Source organism: Psychrobacter sp. YP14, assembly GCF_003209315.1.
Lineage (GTDB): Bacteria > Pseudomonadota > Gammaproteobacteria > Pseudomonadales > Moraxellaceae > Psychrobacter > Psychrobacter raelei.
The window spans coordinates 2,114,148-2,132,972 of record NZ_CP029789.1 but is presented as its reverse complement, the minus strand read 5'-3'; the positions used below and the strand labels follow the sequence as shown (position 1 = coordinate 2,132,972).

Genomic DNA, 18,825 nt, shown 5'->3' with positions numbered 1-18,825 from the left:
TTGGATAGATGTTCATTTGCTTTTAAGCGTATCTGTATTGTGGCGTTGGAAATATGGTTAATATCAGCTAAGATATTAAAGGACTAAAGCTTATGAGTTTAATATCTTCAATGAATCACAGTAGATGTCATAAGTATCTAATAGCGTACAAGGCTCAACAAGACTATGGAGTGGTAGATGAGCGCATTAAAAAGTTTAGAAAAAGAGTGGCAGGAATGGTTGAAAATTAATCTTGCTCGAGGGGTACCTGCCAATAACTTAGCTGCTTCTTTATTCGAAAGAGGATGGGTAGATGCAGCTTATGAGTTGATTAGTAAAAGCAGTAATCAAAAAATCCCTCATATAAATATGACCAATAATTATGTTGAGCTGTCTGACAAAAGAGTCTCCTTCTCCTTTGTGTGTTATAAGCCATTTGTAACGGTTATTAATGACTTTCTTAGCCCAGAAGAGTGTGATGCCTTAATTAGCGATGCAGATCAGAAGTTAAAAGCCTCTAGAGTGGTTGACCCTGAGGATGGAAGCTTTGTCGAGCACAGTGCCCGCACAAGTACTAGTACAGGCTATCATAGAGGCGAGATAGACATAATAAAAACCATAGAAGCGCGTATTGCTGATTTAATAAATTGGCCTGTCGATCATGGCGAAGGGCTACAAGTACTTCGATATGAAGATGGCGGAGAATATCGTCCTCACTTTGACTTTTTTGACCCTGCGAAGAAAAGCAGTCGCTTGGTCACTAAGCAAGGTGGACAGCGCGTTGGCACATTCTTGATGTATTTATCTGAAGTAGACTCTGGCGGTTCCACCCGCTTTCCAAACTTAAACTTTGAGATCCGACCTAACAAGGGCTCAGCCTTATATTTTGCCAATACTAATTTAAAAGGAGAGATTGAGCCATTGACATTACATGCTGGTATGCCTGTCACCGAGGGCGTTAAGTATCTTGCCACAAAATGGTTGCGCGAAAAACCCTACATTTGATGAGTGCATAGATCTAAAAAATGGCGCCAAACGGCGCCATTTTTTAGATCTACTTAGCATGACCTGACAAAGACATGAAAATCTAGTCGACATAGTGTCTTTGGCGCAAGGTCTCATACATACATAGAGCGCCTGCAATGGCCACATTTAAGCTTTCTTGACCATTTGGTTGAGGCAGCGCTACTGGTGTGGCAAGCTTCATGATATCGTCACAGACACCTTGTCCTTCATGACCCATTACCCAAGCTACAGGACGATTTAGATTCTGCTTATAAATGATGTTATCAGTATGTGAGCTGGTGGCAAATACTGGAAGGCGCAAATAAGCCAATACTTCATCCGCCTCAATACCTTCATAAATGGTCAGGCCAAACTGCGCGCCCATACCGGCACGCATCGTCTTTGGTGACCAAGCTTGGGCGCTACCTTTAGTACAGATTATGGTTTTGATACCGACGGCTGCTGCAGTCCGCAGTAAGGTGCCCACATTGCCATTGTCTTGTACGTCATTTAATATCAAGCAATCTGTCGTAATCGGAGATTTTAGAGCTTGTAGATCATGTTGTGGTACTGTCACAATGGCCATAATCTCAACACCACTGCCTAAGGTGGTTATACCTTGATATACACTATCGCTAACCACAGTTACCTTGTTATCGAGGTTATAATCACTCAATGAGCTTAATAGTGTTTGTACTTCTGGATGTGATAGACCGCTATAAGAGATGATAATTTGTTCTGGCAGGAAGTCAGCCTGTAGGGCAGCTTCGATAAGATGAACCCCCTCTAATACAGTTTGACCTGTTTTTTTACGCTGACGTGATTGCGTTAATAGGGCTTTAGCCAGCTTGGCTGTTGGGTTTTTGTCTGAGGTAATAACAGGATAGTTAGAAAACTTATTGGTGATAATGTCGGTCATTATTTGCTCGTTTGGTTTAAATATTAAAGTATATCTCTGAGGTTAAGGGCAGTGTGTTTAAAACAGAGATATAGGCCAGTAGGGTAACACACCTTGCTCGATATTTAGTTACTCACACGAAAATAAAAAGACCAAACTGCCTGAGTTTGGTCTTTTCATAGGGCGCTTATAGCAAATAGTGCTCAGTTTATTAGGCCTGCTGATGTAGCTTTTGGACATACTCAACTTCGTTTTTTGCGCCCAGCACCACCGCCACGCGTTGGTGGATATCGGTAGGCTCACAATCCATAATACGATTTAGGGCATCGGTTGAAGCACCACCTGCACGTTCAATCAGCAGGCTCATGGGATTGGCTTCATACATTAAGCGTAGTTTGCCCGCTTTATTGGGGTCTTTGGTGTCTTTGGGGTAAATGAAGATACCGCCGCGGCATAAGATGCGGTGTACATCGCCTACCATGGCCGCAACCCAGCGGGTATTGAAATTCTTACCGCGTGGTCCGGTGCTGCCTGCCAATAGCTCATTAATATACTGCTGCATGGGTGGTAGCCAGTGACGAGCATTTGAGGCATTAATGGCGTATTCTTTGGTGTCTGCATCGATAGTGATGTTGTTTTTAACCAGCTCAAACTCCCCCGTGCTTGGGTTTAAGCTAAACATAACCACACCCTCATTATTTGCGTCTAGTGACTCAGATAAAGTAAAGGCAAGCATCGCTGATGAGCCGTACAGCAGATAACCTGCCGCCAATTGCTCAGTACCTTTTTGTAAGAAGTCAGCGTTTTGTGCTGCTTGGCCTTTGTTATTGTGCGGTAAGATAGAGAAAATAGTACCGGTAGGCATGTTAATATCAATATTTGATGAGCCATCCAGTGGGTCGAATAATACTAACAGCTCGCCTGACTCATTGGCAGGAGTGGCATCATCTAGCTCTTCACTGGCCACGCCGGCGCAGTGTTTATTTGCCGTCAGCGCCTCTAGTAATAAGTCATTGGCAATAACGTCTAGCTTCTTTTGTTGCTCGCCTTGGACGTTCTCAGCACCCGCTTCACCATGGATGTCTGCTAGAGCACCTTGACGTAGCAGGTCCGTGATTTGTTTGCCGACACTGGTGATGGTGGTGATAACATCTATCACCGCTTGGGTTTGCGGAAGCTTAGGGTGTTGCTCAAAGTACTGGGTAAGGCTGGTCATAAAAACTCCTAAAAATGGGACAATATCAAGGGAATAATCGGCTAATATAAAAGGCGATAGGTAATTTATACAAGCTCATCTATACATAGGCCGCATTGAATACCTAATGTTGAATACCTCAAGTTGAATAGATACCGTAGATGCAGCCATAGAGCTTGGCACAAAATATAAGGCCAGATCAAAGTTTAAGCGTCTGGCCAAGGTTATAATTTCAATACCGCTATGCACCCGACAGTTAGCCATAAAGTGAATATGCATGACATACGACCACCAAACACGATTAAGTCGGCGAATAGGGCGATAATTGACCAAGCGACGTAAAAAGTTAGCTTTTTGAGCCCGCTTAAATCCGCTAAACTATAGCGGCAGATAGCCGCCAAAAAGTGGCTTAACGTGGTCCAAACACTCGAGTATTAAAATTCTTAATTAAAGTGCACAAAGTGTAGCAAAAACCAACCAATATTTCTTGTGCTACTTCATTATAATAGCGGACAAAATGACGATATCAGCAGCCAAGTCCCTTAAACTAAGGTCGGATTTAAGAGAAATAAAATTTGGGTTTGATTTATTATGGATTTGGCTTGATACTTCACCCGATCACAGATTCCCCAGTTTATATTCACTGCTCATAAAGGATGCCTAAAACTGCCATGACTGATTCTACCTCCAAGACAAGCACTAATACCGCAAGCTCTGATATGGCTGCTGAATTTGACTCAACCACAGCGCGTTTAAATGCCTCGTTGAGTAAGCCGCAGCTTAATGCTGATGGTCACTTGCGTCATTTTTTGGGCATTGAAGGCCTAAGCCGCGCACAGTTGCTGGCGATTATTCATAAGGCCGAGAGTTTCTTTGATGACAAGGGACAGCTGATTAACAGCCCAGAGCTTGAAGGCTGTACGGTGATGAACTTGTTTTTTGAGCCATCAACCCGCACTCGCACCACCTTTGAGGTGGCCGAAAAGCGTTTGGGCGCGAATGTATTGAACATAGATATTGCCCGTTCAAGCACCCAAAAGGGAGAGAGTCTGCGCGATACGTTATGGAACTTGCAAGCAATGACCGCTGATATCTTCGTGGTACGCCATTCAGCTTCAGGTGCAGCACATTTTATGGCGACAGAGGTAACCCCCGATATTGCCATTATCAATGGCGGCGATGGGTGGCATGCCCATCCCACGCAAGCCATGCTAGATATGCTAACCATTCACCGTGAAGCACCACGTCCTTTTGAAGAGTTGACGGTGGCCATTATCGGCGATATTAAGCACTCTCGTGTGGCACGCTCTGATATTGCCGCTCTAAAAATACTAGGTGTCAAAGAGATTCGAGTCATCGCCCCTCGTACCTTACTGCCTAAAGGTATTGAGCGTTATGGGGTAAAAGTATTTGAAAACATCGATGAGGGGGTGGTGGACTGTGATGTGCTGATGGGTCTGCGCATTCAAAATGAGCGTATTGGTTCGCCGCTTATGGCCGCTTCAAATGAGTATTTTAAAAAATATGGCATTACCCCAGAGCGTGTGGCCAAAGCCAAACCCGATGCCTTGGTCATGCACCCAGGCCCTATGAACCGTGGGGTTGAGATTGCCTCTAGCGTGGCAGACGGTCCACAGTCGGTGATTTTAAAGCAAGTAAATAATGGTATTGCGGTTCGTATGGCAGTGTTGTCGATGGCAATGCAAGGTCAGCGTGAATATCAAGCCCTACGCTCAAGCATCTAGCGCAGCGTACTTAAGTCAGCTGCCTATTTTTGGCCTGTTAACTTAGCCCAAAATGATCAAGCTTTGAGCCATTTTATAAGCAATTTTATTCTTCTTATCAAAAATAAACGGGATGTGTCATGCTAAACCTATTGCCTAATACTTTTACCCAGCCCAACATCGAAACAAAAAAAGACCACTGGTTACTGCCACCTTTAGTAGATTTGTGTGCACGCTTACGTGAGCCAGGTCTACAGCAGCACGGTACGTTAGAATCTGAAGGCTATGCTGCTCGTAGCACGGGCTTTTTGCACGTCGTTACTCCGCCAGATACCAATCCTATTTTAGAAAATGGCTCTTTACTAAAAGGCTTACGTGAGCGTGCTAAGCAAGATGGCGGTATTCATCTGCACATCTTAGGGGCGCTAACGGCCGGCCTAAAAGGTGAGCGCCCTGCCAATGTGGCGGGTCTAAAAAAAGGGGGCTGTATTGCGGTCACCAATGCAGGGCGTGCCTTTGAAAATGACTTGGTGATGCTAAGAACCTTAGAGTACGCCGCCACTTTTGGCTTAAAGGTATTCTTTTATCCCAATGAGCCCAGTCTCTCAGCCGGTGGTGTGGCTCATGAAGGTTATATTGCTTCATTTCATGGCCTACAAGGCATTCCTTGGTTGGCAGAAACGGTAGCATTATCCACTCAGCTGCTTATGGTGGAGGAGACGGGTATTGCCGCTCACTTTAGCCAGCTGACCTGTAAGTCGTCTGTGGAGCTTATGCGCTGGGCCAAAGGCAAAGGCCTGCCAGTCACTTGCGATGTGGCGATGCATCAGCTGCATTTAACCGATGATAATATCGAGGGCTTTAATGCTCAAGCCTTTGTCTTGCCACCGCTGCGTAGTAATACCGATCAAAAAGCGCTGCGTAAAGGCTTACAAGATGGCACCATTGATGCCATCTGTAGTCATCACGAGCCGTTAAATGACTCGGCTAAAAAGGCACCTTTTGCAGAATCTACCCCAGGGATTTCAACCTTCGATACCTTTATGGCTCTAGGCTGCAAACTGGTTAGAGAGGGGGTGTTAACTCCTGAGCAGTTGGTTGACAAGATTTGCCTAGCGCCGGCACGTATTGCTGGTATTGAAGCGGTGTACAATGGCGTGGGCGGTGCGGTGTTGGTTGACCCGAACTTGCAGTGGCAATTGACCGCCGAAACGATGTTGTCAAAAGGCAAGAATACGCCGTTTTTAAATCAAACACTGCAAGGCAAAGTAGTGGAGACTTATTTTGACTGAGTCGCCACAGGTAAGTGGCTCTATTAAAGCCGTTACCTTATATGAGGTGGTCAAAGGTGTCGGGGCAGTATTGGCTGCCCTTGCTTTATGGGCGTGGCACAGTGATGTGACAGACTTTATTAGCTTGGCTAACACGGCTTGGGTTGAGCGCTTTGGTACCTTGTTTAGTGTACAGGTGGCTGCACTGACTCAAGCGGCACATCAGGCCTCGCAAAACTGGCATATTTTTACCTTGATTATCCTAGGGTATGCCAGCTTACGCTTTATTGAGGCGTATGGTTTATGGAAAGACAAGACATGGGCGTATTGGTATAGCGTACTCGGCTATGGGATATTTATCCCTGTTGAGGTGTATTATCTGATTGTGCGCCCCTTTGACTGGATCAAGCTTGGGGTGTTGCTGCTCAACGTGGTGGTGGTCATCGTAGTATATAAGCAGATGCGCCGCAAAGGCCTCCTGTAAAGCCCAAGCACCACAGCCTCTGCTAGTAGCGTCTGATGCACTGATTTATCTCTTGATAGAACAATTACTTGGGCGTGTCTATACCGTTTGAAACCATAAGCTTAGTAATGCTCTTGGCAATTTTAAGCGCCAAGAATGAATAAGCTTGAGAATTGGGGTGAAAGCCATCTTCAGCAAATAAATCAGCATCACTTAAGCCGGTATTGGCAAACTCAATAGGCAGTGCATACACCTGCTGATACGACTCACACACCTCGATAAGCTTATCATTCATCAGCTGACTCTTGCTGCCTAATAGCTTATTTAAGGGGCTTGGAATAGCGGGCATGTTTTGCATCGGTGGTAAGCAAGCAAATAAGATATATTTCGCCCCAAATTTACGTTTGCCCAGCTCAATAATTTGATGGAGCTGTGCTTGCCATTGGCTCACAGACACATTGCTGGTGGTGTCATTAACGCCAATCAGAACCACCATTACATCCACTGGCCGCTGCGGGGTGGGCAATACGTAAAGTCTACGCAGCGCATCAAAGCTGGTGTGGCCCGAGGTGGCGTGCAGTGCCCAGTCGATTTGATTAAATTGAGCAGTAATCTCAGGGGTCTGCTGTAAGTGACCTAGCAGATGACCGGCCAGCGCTTCTTGCTGTGACTCAACCCCAACTCCTGCCGCCGAAGAGTCGCCAAGCAGCATTAAGCTTAGGGTATTGGCATCATTCAGATGCGCATCAGACAGTAGCAAGCGGCCATGACGCTCACCTTGCGCCTCTGGCAAGCGTAAAGCGGTACGTTTGAGCTTTAGGCCTTGGTATAAATAGACTGGTGCTAAGGCGATGTGCTTGGGCTGTAATGGAATCATAAAAACCTACTGTCGTAAAATGATTAATGAAGATATTGAGAGTCTAATACATTTAAAAATGGCTGAACAGTATAAGCACTTGTTAAATAGGCACTTGTTAAATAAGCACTTGGTAAATAAGCACTTGCTAAGGTAAGTATCGACAGTGTGAATGATGGTGCCGTGTGCCTAACTTTTAGCCCATCAAGCCCCAAAAAAGCCCGGAATAAGCCTTAATCCGGGCTTTATTTATTTTATGGGCTAGGCTGCAATAAAAGCACCATAAAAATGAGTATTGACGCTACCAGCCAGTACGTTGACGGATGGTGGTCAGATTATCATCGACTAACAGCTTACCATCGACAAAGACATCGCGTAGTAAGTTGTCCTCGGGGGAGTTTAAGCTGTCCTCTTTGATGGTGGTGAGCGTGCCATTGGTCTGCTTAATTAATGCCAAGCGGCCTTTTTTCGAGCGCTTTGAGCGGCTAGTGATGGGGTCTTTAAAGATATCCTTCCACTCACCATCGATGCGAATGGCACTGGCCTTCATTGCCCAGCTCATGGTATCGCGGTTGACTTGTTGTAATAAGCCGCCGCCCATGCCAAAGGTGACATTATCGGCACTAAAGCCTGCTTGCATAATGGTGTCTAAAATTTTGCCTAGACTCTGCGGACTAATGCCATCACCTTGAATTAGGCGTACATAGTCTGGCAAAACCTTGTAGCCTTTACTATTAACACGGTATCCAAATTTGACCGATAAGCGCTCGAGTGCCTCTCGCACGACTTTGGCTGGATCACCACTGTCTGGACGGACCACTAAGGTGCCTCCCATGGTTTCTACCTGCTGTTTAAGCGCATCACCCCAAATATTATCAATGGCATTCCATAAGTCATAGCTGTCAGACACCACAGCGACCATGTGACCTTCACCGCCGAATTGATCGAGCATATTGGCATAGGCCTGAGTCTCACGCTCACGACCCCAGGCGGTCATAGTACTGTGCTCAGCGGCTGGGATTGAGAAGGCTGGCATGTTATCGCTCATGCCATACCAGCGGCTTGCAGCAACCAGTGCCGTCATGCTGTCAGTACCTGAGAAATTAACCAAATGTGCAAGGCTACCTAATGCCACAGACTCCATGCTAGAAGCTCCGCGAGCACCAAAATCATGCAGCTTAAAGGGCAAGCCTGCGCTGCTATCTGCAGATTTTTCTAGGGCAGCTTTAATAATATTTTTGCAGTAATACGATAAGCTGGCCACAGTCGAGGGGTACCAAATGGCCCTAAGCAAGCTGGTCTCAAGATAGCTTGGCAGCCAATAAAACTCGGGATCGGTATTAATGATTTGGCACACCACATTAGATACAGGAACCAAGCTGCCTTCGGGCACTGCTTGAATACGAATGGGTAAGTAGCCGTTATGTTTTTCGACTAGGCGCTCCCAGCCGCTGCGATTAAAAGGCAGGCCATGCGCTTTAATCACCAGCTCAGCGTCATCGATATCCGCTGTGGTAATCGGCTTATTAAGGTATTCTTTTATAAAAGCTTGTAGACCAAAAAACACCACATCATAGTCGCCTTTACGCGCCTCGACATAGCTTGACATATACTCACTACCAGGTGGATATTGTAGCCAGTGTGAGGTCTTATAACTGTCAGAATTTAAAATCAAATTATTAAAATTTGCGGTAAACATCACAGAACTCCTCTGCTTGATTGTAAGACACTCGATAATTGAGTGCCGTCTAAAAACCCACTGCGTCTATCGCTTGGGGCAAAACCATAAAATAGCCATCTATACAGGTCTTTATGGATACTAAACATCATAAGCCCACCATCTTGGTAATAATGGCATAGTGATCTTCAAACATTTTTTTGGGATCAAGTTCGGCCAACGGCAACCAAAATGCTTTGGCCGCATCATCACCACCTTTTACCTTTGGCAAACCTTTGGCGTCATTTTTTAGCTGAAAATAAAAGGCTTGGGTAATAGTACGGCCACGTGCTGAGCGGTAGGGGTCATCAAAGGTATGCTGGGAATGACGTGAGCCGCGCAGTACAGGTTCAGGCACCTTAAGCTTGGTCTCCTCTCTTAGCTCACGCACGCACGCATCTAATAGGGTCTCTTTTTGGTCAACAAAGCCACCGGGCAGTGCCCACAGTCCACGGCCAGGCATACTGCGGCGCTCGACCAATAAAATATGCCCTGACTGTACCACCACCGCATCGGCAGTCATAAAGGTGGGCGGATAGGGGGTGTCTTGCCACTGTTTTTTATAATTATCAACGAACCAAGCCTCTTCATGCAGCTGCTGATACTCTTGCGTCTGTTTAAAGGCTTCAAGTACAGCACGGGTAGAGGCAGGCGTGCGCTCCTTGGTCGGTGTGGCGCCCATTAAGTAGCCTTCGCGAATTGGTGTGGCGGAAAGCTCTTTGTAATTGGGTACTGAGATGGACTCCCATGTAGGAAAGAGCGATAGATAGTAAGACGAGCTGTCTTTTGAGTGGCCAATTAAGGCAATGTCTTCTTGCAAGTTTTTGGTGACTGAGTACACCGATTGCTGCACGCATTGTAGCCAGCGAGTGTCATTATATAAGGCATCATCCAGACCCACGCAGTGGATACGGGCGGCATCTTTATCAGAGTAGGCGCCTTCAATCATTTGAGCTCTTTCTTCCACGCTAAAAGGATTGCGTAGACTACGGGGTAGGTTGGCTGAGCCAATCAGCATAATCACATTATCGGCACGTTTTAATGCCTCATCGACTACTGCTTTATGGCCCATGTGAAAGGGCTGAAAACGACCAATAAACACCAAGTATTTATAACGACGGGTGGCAGCAGACTTAGTCGCACCACTATTGGTTGGGCTATTAGATTCAATAGGGCGGGATTCGGGTGTCACACTCATTATAAGGCTCCTGCGCAGACTTTGAACGTACTATAAAAGATATCAACATTAATAAGGACGAATATAGTGACACACTCATAAGACCAATAACAATATTTAAAGCGTACCAAAACGTATTAAAGGGGTTAAAAAAAGCCCCTCTATTTTTTAGAAGGGCTTGTTTTAGCGAGTGTTGAACGAAGATGATTGATCTGTTTTACTGGCCAAAAAGGCTTTGTTATAACGAACCGATCTTTTCTAGCCCTTCTTGTTGCAGTGCTTTGGTAACGCCTGCATCCGCTTCGATGCGCTCAATGAAGGCATTAAAGTTGCTGTATTGTGATAGATCAAGCTTAAAGTTTTTTGACCAGCGTAAAATTACATATAAATATAAATCTGCGGTGCTTTTGCTGCCTACGAGATAGTCGTTTGTTGCTAATTGCTCATTGGGCAGCTTGAACAGTTTGACCAGCTTGTCTTTGGCTTTAGCCACCAAGTCTTGCTGAGCTGACTCATCGCTTACAAAGCCCTCGGGCGCAAATAAAGGCGCAAATCCTTTATGCGCATCTGAGTTCAAAAATGCCAGCCAATGTAGAATCTCTGCTTGTTCGGCAGGGGTGGCGTAGTTGCCGAAGATGTGCGCCTTTGGATAACGGGCATTGATATAGGTCTGTACCGCAATATTTTGGGTAACCACCGTATCCCCATCGACAAGCGCAGGCACTGAGCCTTGCGGATTAATCTTTAGATAGGCTTCTGACTTGATAGAGTCATGGTCCATAATCTGTAACTCATAATCTGCGTTGGCCCATTCTAAAGCGGTATGAGGAACGAACGAGCAGGCGCCGGGCAATACATATAACTTCATAACAACCTCTATTTATTGTTTTATTAAGTGACAGTAATGAGTCTAAACACTAAGCTGTGAACTTGCCGTTTTATTGTGTGAAGTTAGGTTCAAGCTCGGTATCTTTTTATTTTTTAATGTTTGCTGATATGGGGCATCTATATTGCTTAGATCACTGACATGAGCAAGCGAGCTGAACTAACTGACCCGAGCCCCTTTTTGCCAAGGTTTGGGGCTGCGTCTATTGGCGCGTATTTGTTGTATACCATGAGCAATCAAGAACATAATGCCCAGCCAAATAAAGCCATAGCTATAGAGCATACTGGTCTCAAAGCTATCACCGAGCACGGTAATTGCCAATACAAACAGCACTAAAGGCTCTAGGTAACTCATCATACCAAACACATTGACTGGCAGTATTTGGCTGGCATCAATATTGGTCTTTAAGGCTAATACGCTAATTACCCCTAAGCTTGCAACCAACATAAAATACAGCCCAGATCCGGTCACAAACATAAAGTTACCAGGCGCTGCTATTACCAGATAGCCTATTGCAATGGGCAAAAATAAACTCAAATCGACCAGCATCCCCGTCATCGCCGTTATGCCCTGCAAGCGGCGCAGGATGTAGTAAATAGGGTAGGTGCCGCACACCCATAGCGTGGCCCAAGACACACTTTGGGTACGTAGCATTTCAAGGCCAATACCCAGCATGGCAAACAATACCGCCAACCACTGCAACCGGCTTAAGCGCTCACCAAAAAAAATGAAACCAAACACCACCATCATTAGCGGAAACAAAAAGTAGCCCATGGCCACTTGCACCCCTTGATCATTGACCGGTGCCCACATAAATAGCCACAGCTGACTAAAAAATATGGGTGTGGGTAATAGTAGCCACAGCCACTGCTTAAAGCTGCTTAGCTCACGCAAGCGATTGATATGAAAGCTGAGCCTGCCAGTTATTGCCAAAAAACCAACCAACACCACCCACATAGACAGCATGCGCCAGATAAATACCTGAGTGCCGGTTAATGGCTGCAAAAGACTGCTATAAAAATAAAGCACGCCGAATAATAAGTTTGAAACAATGGCCAAAATCACGCCCTTTAGCGCCGTACGCTGCTGAGCATCGCCGTCGGCCCAAATCGAGATAAAGGGCAGGCGGGAGATTAAGGGTGATTTTGACATAAAGGCACTCAACTAAAAAAAGCATTGTGGTAAAAGCAGGCTGTCTTAAAGAGCGACCATCTTCAAAGGGCACTGTCTTTATTTCACACACTAAACCTGGCTTTAGCGGTGTGGCGTAAGTTAGCTATCACTTTCGATCTTGGTCACCAATAGCTGGTTGATTTTGAGGTTTTCGGTATCTAAAATCTCAAATTTAAAGCCGCCATGCTCAATGACATCGGTCTTTTTTGGAATTTTACGCAGCATATACATCATAAAGCCACTGATGGTCTCGTAGTTCTCCGACTTGGGCAAATCTATGATGCCTACGGTGCGGATCACATCTTCAATCGGCGTCATGCCATCGACCAGCCAAGAGTTCTCAGTACGCTGTACAATAGGCTGCTCATCCATCGTTACCAGCTCACCCATCACGATACTCATGACATCTTTTAGGGTGATGACGCCCACCACAAGGGCATACTCATTGACGATAATCGCGAAGTCAGAGCCGGTGGTTTTAAAGGTTTCTAGAACATCAAAAAGCGATAAGGTGTCTGGAATAAATAGCGCAGGACGTAGAATGGTTGGATCTGTCAAGCGCACCTGCTCTTTTTGTAGCACCAAGGCCAAAAAGGCACGTGACTCAACATAGCCAATGGTTTGCTCTAAGTCATCTTCTAAACACACCAAAAACTTATGGTGTGGTTCACGAATCATAGTCTCGACGATGACATCATGTTTTTCATTAGAATCGAAATAAATAATATACTCACGTGTGGTCATTACTGAGGTAACGGTACGCTCTTGCATCTCAAAGATATTGGCAATCAGATGATGCTCTTGATGTTTTAATACCCCTGCCTCAGCGCCTGCATCCATGACCGCATAGATGTCCTCTGATGTCATGTCGTCTCGGCGAACGGTGGAGATGCCCATCAGTTTAAACAGTAAATCTGCCGCGCCATCAAATACCCAGATGATGGGTTTGAATATAAAAATAAGCATCATCATCGGACGTACAAGGCGTATGGCAATGGGCTCAGCGTAAGTCATGGCAAAACGCTTAGGCATGAGATCGGCGAATAACACAAACACACTGGTGACCAAAATAAAGGACAAAACCGACGCTAAGGTTTCATGACCAATGAGCGCGAGCAGATAGGGGCTGACGGCAGACTCACCAATGACACCGGCCAAAATGGCCACAGCGTTTAACAACACTTGTACGACGGTGATAAAGCTACCGGGGTTTTCTTGCATACCGAGCACATCGAGGGCTCGTACTTCCCCTTCTTTGGCGAGTATTTGCAATTTTATTTTTCGGGCAGAAGCTAAGGCAAGCTCAGAACTTGATACGATAGCGCTTATCGCTATCAATAAAAAAATAGAGATAACCGCACTAAATAAGGTCATGATATTCAACTCTACACTTTTTATACTCAAAACTTTGGCAAACGTTACCAATAATAAATGAAAATATAAAAAGCTGGCTAGGGGGACTACAAGTTTTGTTAGTGGCGGATTAGTAGAAATAACCGCGCCTAGGAAATAATTATTTTTGATGTGCCATATTATAAGCCATATTGTAAAATTTAGCTTGTAAATAAGCAGCACCATCCTCTCAAACCCATTTAGATTCTAGGGTATTTAATAGCATCAAGGTTACTAAGATATGCTTATTGTTATACGTATTTGCCTTGATTAATTTGCAATCAGCGCCATAATAGAGTCATTACAAATGCATATTAAGCGTTATATTTCCGTTTTATTCTTCACAACACAAGAGGTCATCTTATGACTGATAATGCTCCAGTCTCAGCAATTGATATCGAACAATCCGACATTAAAAGCAACATCACCATTACCAAAGCTGCACAAGATTATTTGGCTGAATTATTAGCCAAACAAGAAACCCCAGGCATTGGTGTGCGTATTTTTGTTGAGCATCCAGGGACGCCGCGTGCCGAGTGCTGTATGGCTTACAACCAGCCAGGTGAAGAAGATGAAGCTGATTTACAAATGCCATTTGAGCCATTTACTGCCTATATTGAAGCGTCTTCTGTGCCTTACTTAGAAGATGCGGTGATCGACTATAATAAAGATCGTTTTGGCGGTCAATTGACCTTCCGTGCGCCCAATTCAAAAGTGCCTAAAGTGGGTGCTGATGCCAGCGTAGAAGAGCGCATCAACTATGTTCTACAATCTGAGATTAACCCAAGCCTAGCGGCGCATGGCGGTGATGTTCAGCTACTAGAGCTTATCGAAGAAGAGGGCGTGGGCCTGACTGCGGTATTAAAATTCGGTGGCGGCTGTCAGGGATGTTCAGCGGTGGATATGACCCTGCGTCAAGGTGTAGAAGTGCAGCTTAAGCAGCAAATCCCTGAGTTGACTCAAGTGGTCGACGATACGGACCACACACGCACCGAAAATGCTTATTACAAGTAAACACTATAAATCGATCTGATTAATATGAGGGTCGGTAATAAGTATCATAATAATTAGTCATTATATTTATCAATTAGCTGGGTTATCATTGGATAATCTAGCTTTTTTATGGCTTAATCTAGGGTGGGCAAAAGTTTGGTAAGCTTAGATGGCTAAGCCTACATAAGATAAAAAATAAACCAAGCTGTGCACCCTTTGTGGAGTCACACTCTTCTATCCCCCCATAAACTAAGGAAATGTTATGAGCGAAACGGACAGTCAAAATAGCCAACTTGAGAATAATCAGCGCCTAGAAACCTTAGCGATTCATGCCGGCTACAGTGTAGAGCCGACCACCAAAGCGGTTGCCGTGCCGATTTACCACACCAGCTCTTATGCCTTTGATGATACTCAGCATGGCGCAGATTTATTTGATTTAAAAGTGGCAGGTAATATCTATACCCGTATTATGAACCCCACCAATGCGGTACTAGAAGAGCGGGTAGCGGCTTTAGAAGGTGGTATTGGGGCATTGGCTGTGGCCTCTGGTATGGCCGCCATTACCTATGCGGTACAGACCATTTGTGAAGCGGGCGACAACATCATTGCCGCCTCTACCTTGTACGGCGGTACCTATAACTTCTTCGCCCATACCTTGCCGCGTCAAGGCATCGAAGTGCGCTTTTTTGATCACAAAAATCCAGCGGCCATTCATGACTTAGTCGATGAGAAAACCAAAATGGTTTTTGCTGAAAGTATCGGTAATCCACTAGGCAATATCATTGATATAGAGGCCATCGCAGACGCGGCGCATAAACACGGTGTGCCGGTCGTCATCGATAACACCGTAGCAACCCCTGCCATTTGCCGTCCATTTGAATTTGGGGCGGATATCGTGGTGCATTCATTGACCAAGTATATGAGTGGTACCGGTACTTCAATTGGGGGTGCTATTGTTGACAGTGGTCAGTTTAACTGGGGCGATTATCCAGAGCGCTTTCCTTTATTAAATCAGCCTGATGTCAGCTATCATGGCGTAAACTTCGTTAAAGATGTCGGCGCTGCCGCTTATATTGCCCGTGCTCGCGTGGCACCGCTGCGTAATACTGGCGCTGCCCTGAGTCCCTTAAATGCCTTTAGTATTTTGCAAGGTATCCAGACGCTAAGCCTACGCATGGAGCGTCATGTACAAAACGCTCAAGCCGTGGCAGAGTATCTAAAAGCTCATGATAAAGTGGCATGGGTAAAATATGCCGGCTTAGCGGATCATCCTGACCATCAGTTGGCACAAAAATATATGAAGGGTACGCCTTCTGCCATCTTAACCTTTGGGGTAAAAGGCGGGCGCGAAGCGGGTGCTAAATTTATCGATGCACTCAATCTGATTACCCGCCTAGTCAACATCGGTGATGCCAAATCATTGGCCAGCCACCCAGCCACCACCACTCACCGTCAATTAAATGATGAAGAGCTTGCCAATGCAGGTGTGAGTGAGGATATGATTCGTCTATCGATTGGCATCGAGCATATTGAAGATATTAAAGCGGACTTAGCACAGGCATTGGCCAAGGCTTAAGATAACACTGACTTTAAAATACAAAATCCCAGACTAGTCTGGGATTTTGTATTTTGTTATTTGCCTTTTTATTTTTACTTTGACTGCTTATTACTTTAACTCATTAGTACTTTAACTCATTATTACTTTAATACTAAGCTACTAAGAACGGGCAGGCAGTACTTGCTGAGCAATACTTTGATACTGCTCAAGGCTCAAACGTGGACCAAACTGTTGTACCACTTGGCTTGCCACCTGACTGGCTAATTGACCGCACTGAGTTAATGTACAGTCATTGGCCAAAGCATATAAAAACGCGCCTGAATAATTATCGCCTGCACCATTGGTATCGATGACGGTATCGACTTTAGGGGTGGCGACTTGAATTAGGCTTAATTGGCCCGCTTCGCTGCGCTCACAAATCATGGTATCTTGCGCGCCCGAGGTGACCACTGCCAACTGGCAGAAGTCGGTCAGTGCTTGGGCTGCCGCTTTAATATCGTCTGCTCCAGTAAAGAGCTTAGCTTCTTCAACATTACAAAAAATCACATCAACGCCATCGCCCAGCATTTGCAGCAAGCCATCTTTGGCAAAGTTGACTACCGCAGGATCAGCGAAGCTTACCGCAATTTTGGTATGGTTGTCTTTGCCCTGTTGACGTAGCTTTTGTAGGGCAGGGTGTAGGCTGGCTGACATGGACAAATAGCCTTCTAGATACAACCACTTACTTTGGGCTAAGGCTTCAAAATCGATATTGGCGTCATCAATCTCACTTGAGGTGCCCAAGAAGGTCTGCATGGTGCGCTCGCCATCTGGGGTAATGGCCACCACACATGAGCCAGTCACGCCGCCTTCTACCGTAGATTTGGTATTGCAGGTGGCGACACCAGCTTGATTTAAATCATCTAAATAAAATTGGCCGGCGTGGTCATTACCAACACGGCAGCCATAAAAGGCTTTGCCACCAAGGCAGGCAAAAGCAAACATGGCATTGGCTGCCGAGCCACCGCCAGTTTGTTTTGAAGGCTGTAGGTCGTTGGTTTCAAACTCAGACAATAACTGGGTTTGCTCCTCCAAACTGGCCAAGGTCATGCTGCCTTTGGCCAAGCTGGTTGAGGTCAATTGTTCATCGCTTAATAGATATTCGTGGTCTACCAAAGCGTTTCCTACAGCCATAACGTCGTACATAATAATTCCAACTTATATTGTGTCAATGAGGGTTTAAAAATCGTGCCGCTATCATACTGCAATTTAGCCAGATTGTGGAGGGCATAGCGGCAGTAGTCTGTGAAACATTACTGCATTTTTAAGGTGATTAAAAAATAAATAAAAAAAATTAGCAGTTAAACGGGTGTGGTTGTAAGTACTTGATTTTATTATAATTTTAAACTGTTTAAAAAATATACAATTTAAGGTGAGGCCTTGCTGAATCTGTGTTAAATCTTGTCAAGTTTTGAGTTATACACATAGTTATCCACAGGTGATGGGGGTAACTTTGATAGCCCTTGATATCACAAGGGCTGGCTGAGAAGCTTTTAAAATAAGGGCGCAGCAGAAAAAGCAGAAAAATAGAAAATTTGGCTTTGGGTGACTGGCGCGTCTGGTGATGTTCCACAAAATAAGACGCTGCCTTTGTACTTGTTTTAAAATGAGTTTGAATTTTTGACCGACTCAAGTAGACTGGCGGTTACTGATTAATAAAGCTTAGCAATACGCTTAAAAAGACAGTCTACAGGCTACTTCTAAAGATGATGTCTAAAAATCACATCCAAACCATCTAAGTATACCTATCTATGAGAAAAATTTATTTAATCCGGCATGGCCAAAGCACAGCCAACGCCGGAGGCGAGGCGCAGCCTAATTCACAAATTCCTTTAACGCAATTGGGACACAAGCAGGCGCATTCTGTGGCACAGTGGGTGCAGCACACGTTAGGTGATCACATTGAATCCATCAGTGTGTCAAGTTTTTTGCGGACTCAGCAAACAGCGCAGCCGCTATTGGAGAGGGTGGCAATGAGCGCCCAAATCATTGAAGGCTTGCAAGAGTTTAACTATCTGAGCTTTAGCTGTATTGAGGGCAGAGATTTTGCAACTCGGCTGGCCTTAATGGATGAGTATTGGGCAAGCGCACATCCTGAGTACTCGCAAGGGGCTGATACCGAAAGCTTTGCTCAGTTTTATCAACGTGTGGCAAAAGTACTTAACGACTTTGAGCAGTTTGAAGATGGCAATCATGTGGTCTACACCCATGGCTTTTGGATAAGTATGTTAATTTGGCAGCTACTCGGTCAAAGCGCACAAAGCGATCGAGATGTGGTCAAATTTCGTCAGTTTGAGCAGTCTATTCGTGCCCAAAATGGTGAGGTGTTTTGTTTGACACTGCCTGCCAAACACAGTGGCCAATCCTATCCGCCCAGCATTACTAAAGTGCGCAGCTGTCCGAATCAAAACTCTGATTTGTCAGCGCAATAACCTGTCAGGTAGCTTTATGTCATTAAAGTGACTAGAAAGTGACTGGCTTGGCTTTAAAAAAGTGCAA

General features: G+C 45.2%; 16 protein-coding genes. 7 read left to right on the top strand and 9 right to left on the bottom strand.

What is annotated here, in order from left to right:
- Positions 1 to 177 precede the first annotated feature (177 nt).
- Positions 178 to 984: a 2OG-Fe(II) oxygenase gene (locus DLE54_RS08740; RefSeq protein ID WP_110816895.1), complete on the top strand. Its 807-nt coding sequence runs from the start codon at positions 178 to 180 to the stop codon at positions 982 to 984.
- An 82-nt stretch (positions 985 to 1,066) separates the two neighbouring features.
- Here DLE54_RS08740 and DLE54_RS08735 read toward each other — a convergent pair whose 3' ends face one another.
- Both DLE54_RS08735 and DLE54_RS08730 read right to left on the bottom strand, forming a co-directional pair.
- Positions 1,067 to 1,903, bottom strand: coding sequence for a TrmH family RNA methyltransferase (locus DLE54_RS08735; protein ID WP_110816894.1), 837 nt, complete (start codon positions 1,901 to 1,903; stop codon positions 1,067 to 1,069).
- 190 nt (positions 1,904 to 2,093) lie between these two features.
- The gene (locus DLE54_RS08730) at positions 2,094 to 3,098 is read right to left on the bottom strand and encodes a class 1 fructose-bisphosphatase (RefSeq protein ID WP_110816893.1); all 1,005 of its coding nucleotides are present in this window, start codon (positions 3,096 to 3,098) and stop codon (positions 2,094 to 2,096) included.
- A gap of 650 nt (positions 3,099 to 3,748) precedes the next feature.
- Between DLE54_RS08730 and DLE54_RS08725 the strand changes: the two genes are divergently transcribed.
- The 3 genes from DLE54_RS08725 to DLE54_RS08715 all read left to right on the top strand — a co-directional run bounded on the left by DLE54_RS08725 (position 3,749) and on the right by DLE54_RS08715 (position 6,556).
- Positions 3,749 to 4,822 (top strand): aspartate carbamoyltransferase catalytic subunit, encoded by a 1,074-nt coding sequence (locus DLE54_RS08725; protein WP_413775359.1) that lies wholly within the window; start codon positions 3,749 to 3,751, stop codon positions 4,820 to 4,822.
- 119 nt (positions 4,823 to 4,941) lie between these two features.
- Positions 4,942 to 6,093: a dihydroorotase gene (locus DLE54_RS08720; RefSeq protein WP_110816892.1), complete on the top strand. Its 1,152-nt coding sequence runs from the start codon at positions 4,942 to 4,944 to the stop codon at positions 6,091 to 6,093.
- Positions 6,086 to 6,556 carry a DUF2127 domain-containing protein gene (locus DLE54_RS08715; RefSeq protein ID WP_011961071.1) on the top strand — a complete coding sequence of 157 codons (471 nt, stop codon included), beginning with the start codon at positions 6,086 to 6,088 and terminating at the stop codon, positions 6,554 to 6,556. Before DLE54_RS08720 ends, DLE54_RS08715 begins: the two co-directional genes overlap by 8 nt.
- 64 nt (positions 6,557 to 6,620) lie before the next feature.
- Here DLE54_RS08715 and DLE54_RS08710 read toward each other — a convergent pair whose 3' ends face one another.
- The 6 genes from DLE54_RS08710 to DLE54_RS08685 all read right to left on the bottom strand — a co-directional run bounded on the left by DLE54_RS08710 (position 6,621) and on the right by DLE54_RS08685 (position 13,718).
- Positions 6,621 to 7,412, bottom strand: coding sequence for an SGNH/GDSL hydrolase family protein (locus DLE54_RS08710; RefSeq protein ID WP_110816891.1), 792 nt, complete (start codon positions 7,410 to 7,412; stop codon positions 6,621 to 6,623).
- A gap of 280 nt (positions 7,413 to 7,692) precedes the next feature.
- Positions 7,693 to 9,090 (bottom strand): nicotinate phosphoribosyltransferase, encoded by a 1,398-nt coding sequence (locus DLE54_RS08705; protein ID WP_110816890.1) that lies wholly within the window; start codon positions 9,088 to 9,090, stop codon positions 7,693 to 7,695.
- A gap of 127 nt (positions 9,091 to 9,217) precedes the next feature.
- Positions 9,218 to 10,306, bottom strand: coding sequence for a bifunctional nicotinamide-nucleotide adenylyltransferase/Nudix hydroxylase (locus tag DLE54_RS08700; RefSeq protein ID WP_011961068.1), 1,089 nt, complete (start codon positions 10,304 to 10,306; stop codon positions 9,218 to 9,220).
- A gap of 217 nt (positions 10,307 to 10,523) precedes the next feature.
- Positions 10,524 to 11,153 (bottom strand): glutathione S-transferase family protein, encoded by a 630-nt coding sequence (locus DLE54_RS08695; RefSeq protein WP_110816889.1) that lies wholly within the window; start codon positions 11,151 to 11,153, stop codon positions 10,524 to 10,526.
- A 177-nt stretch (positions 11,154 to 11,330) separates the two neighbouring features.
- On the bottom strand, positions 11,331 to 12,323 hold the full coding sequence (rarD, locus tag DLE54_RS08690) for an EamA family transporter RarD (protein WP_110816888.1): 993 nt from the start codon (positions 12,321 to 12,323) through the stop codon (positions 11,331 to 11,333).
- 120 nt (positions 12,324 to 12,443) lie between these two features.
- Positions 12,444 to 13,718 (bottom strand): hemolysin family protein, encoded by a 1,275-nt coding sequence (locus DLE54_RS08685; protein WP_011961065.1) that lies wholly within the window; start codon positions 13,716 to 13,718, stop codon positions 12,444 to 12,446.
- A 381-nt stretch (positions 13,719 to 14,099) separates the two neighbouring features.
- Between DLE54_RS08685 and nfuA the strand changes: the two genes are divergently transcribed.
- Both nfuA and DLE54_RS08675 read left to right on the top strand, forming a co-directional pair.
- Positions 14,100 to 14,750, top strand: coding sequence for a Fe-S biogenesis protein NfuA (gene nfuA / locus DLE54_RS08680; RefSeq protein WP_011961064.1), 651 nt, complete (start codon positions 14,100 to 14,102; stop codon positions 14,748 to 14,750).
- A 241-nt stretch (positions 14,751 to 14,991) separates the two neighbouring features.
- Positions 14,992 to 16,305, top strand: a complete 1,314-nt coding sequence (locus DLE54_RS08675) for an O-acetylhomoserine aminocarboxypropyltransferase/cysteine synthase family protein (protein ID WP_011961063.1) — start codon at positions 14,992 to 14,994, stop codon at positions 16,303 to 16,305.
- A gap of 141 nt (positions 16,306 to 16,446) precedes the next feature.
- Here DLE54_RS08675 and DLE54_RS08670 read toward each other — a convergent pair whose 3' ends face one another.
- On the bottom strand, positions 16,447 to 17,472 hold the full coding sequence (locus DLE54_RS08670; protein ID WP_110816887.1) for an adenosine kinase: 1,026 nt from the start codon (positions 17,470 to 17,472) through the stop codon (positions 16,447 to 16,449).
- A 605-nt stretch (positions 17,473 to 18,077) separates the two neighbouring features.
- On the opposite strand from DLE54_RS08670, the gene DLE54_RS08665 reads away from it, so the two are divergent.
- Positions 18,078 to 18,758, top strand: coding sequence for a histidine phosphatase family protein (locus DLE54_RS08665; RefSeq protein ID WP_110816886.1), 681 nt, complete (start codon positions 18,078 to 18,080; stop codon positions 18,756 to 18,758).
- Positions 18,759 to 18,825: the final 67 nt, after the last annotated feature.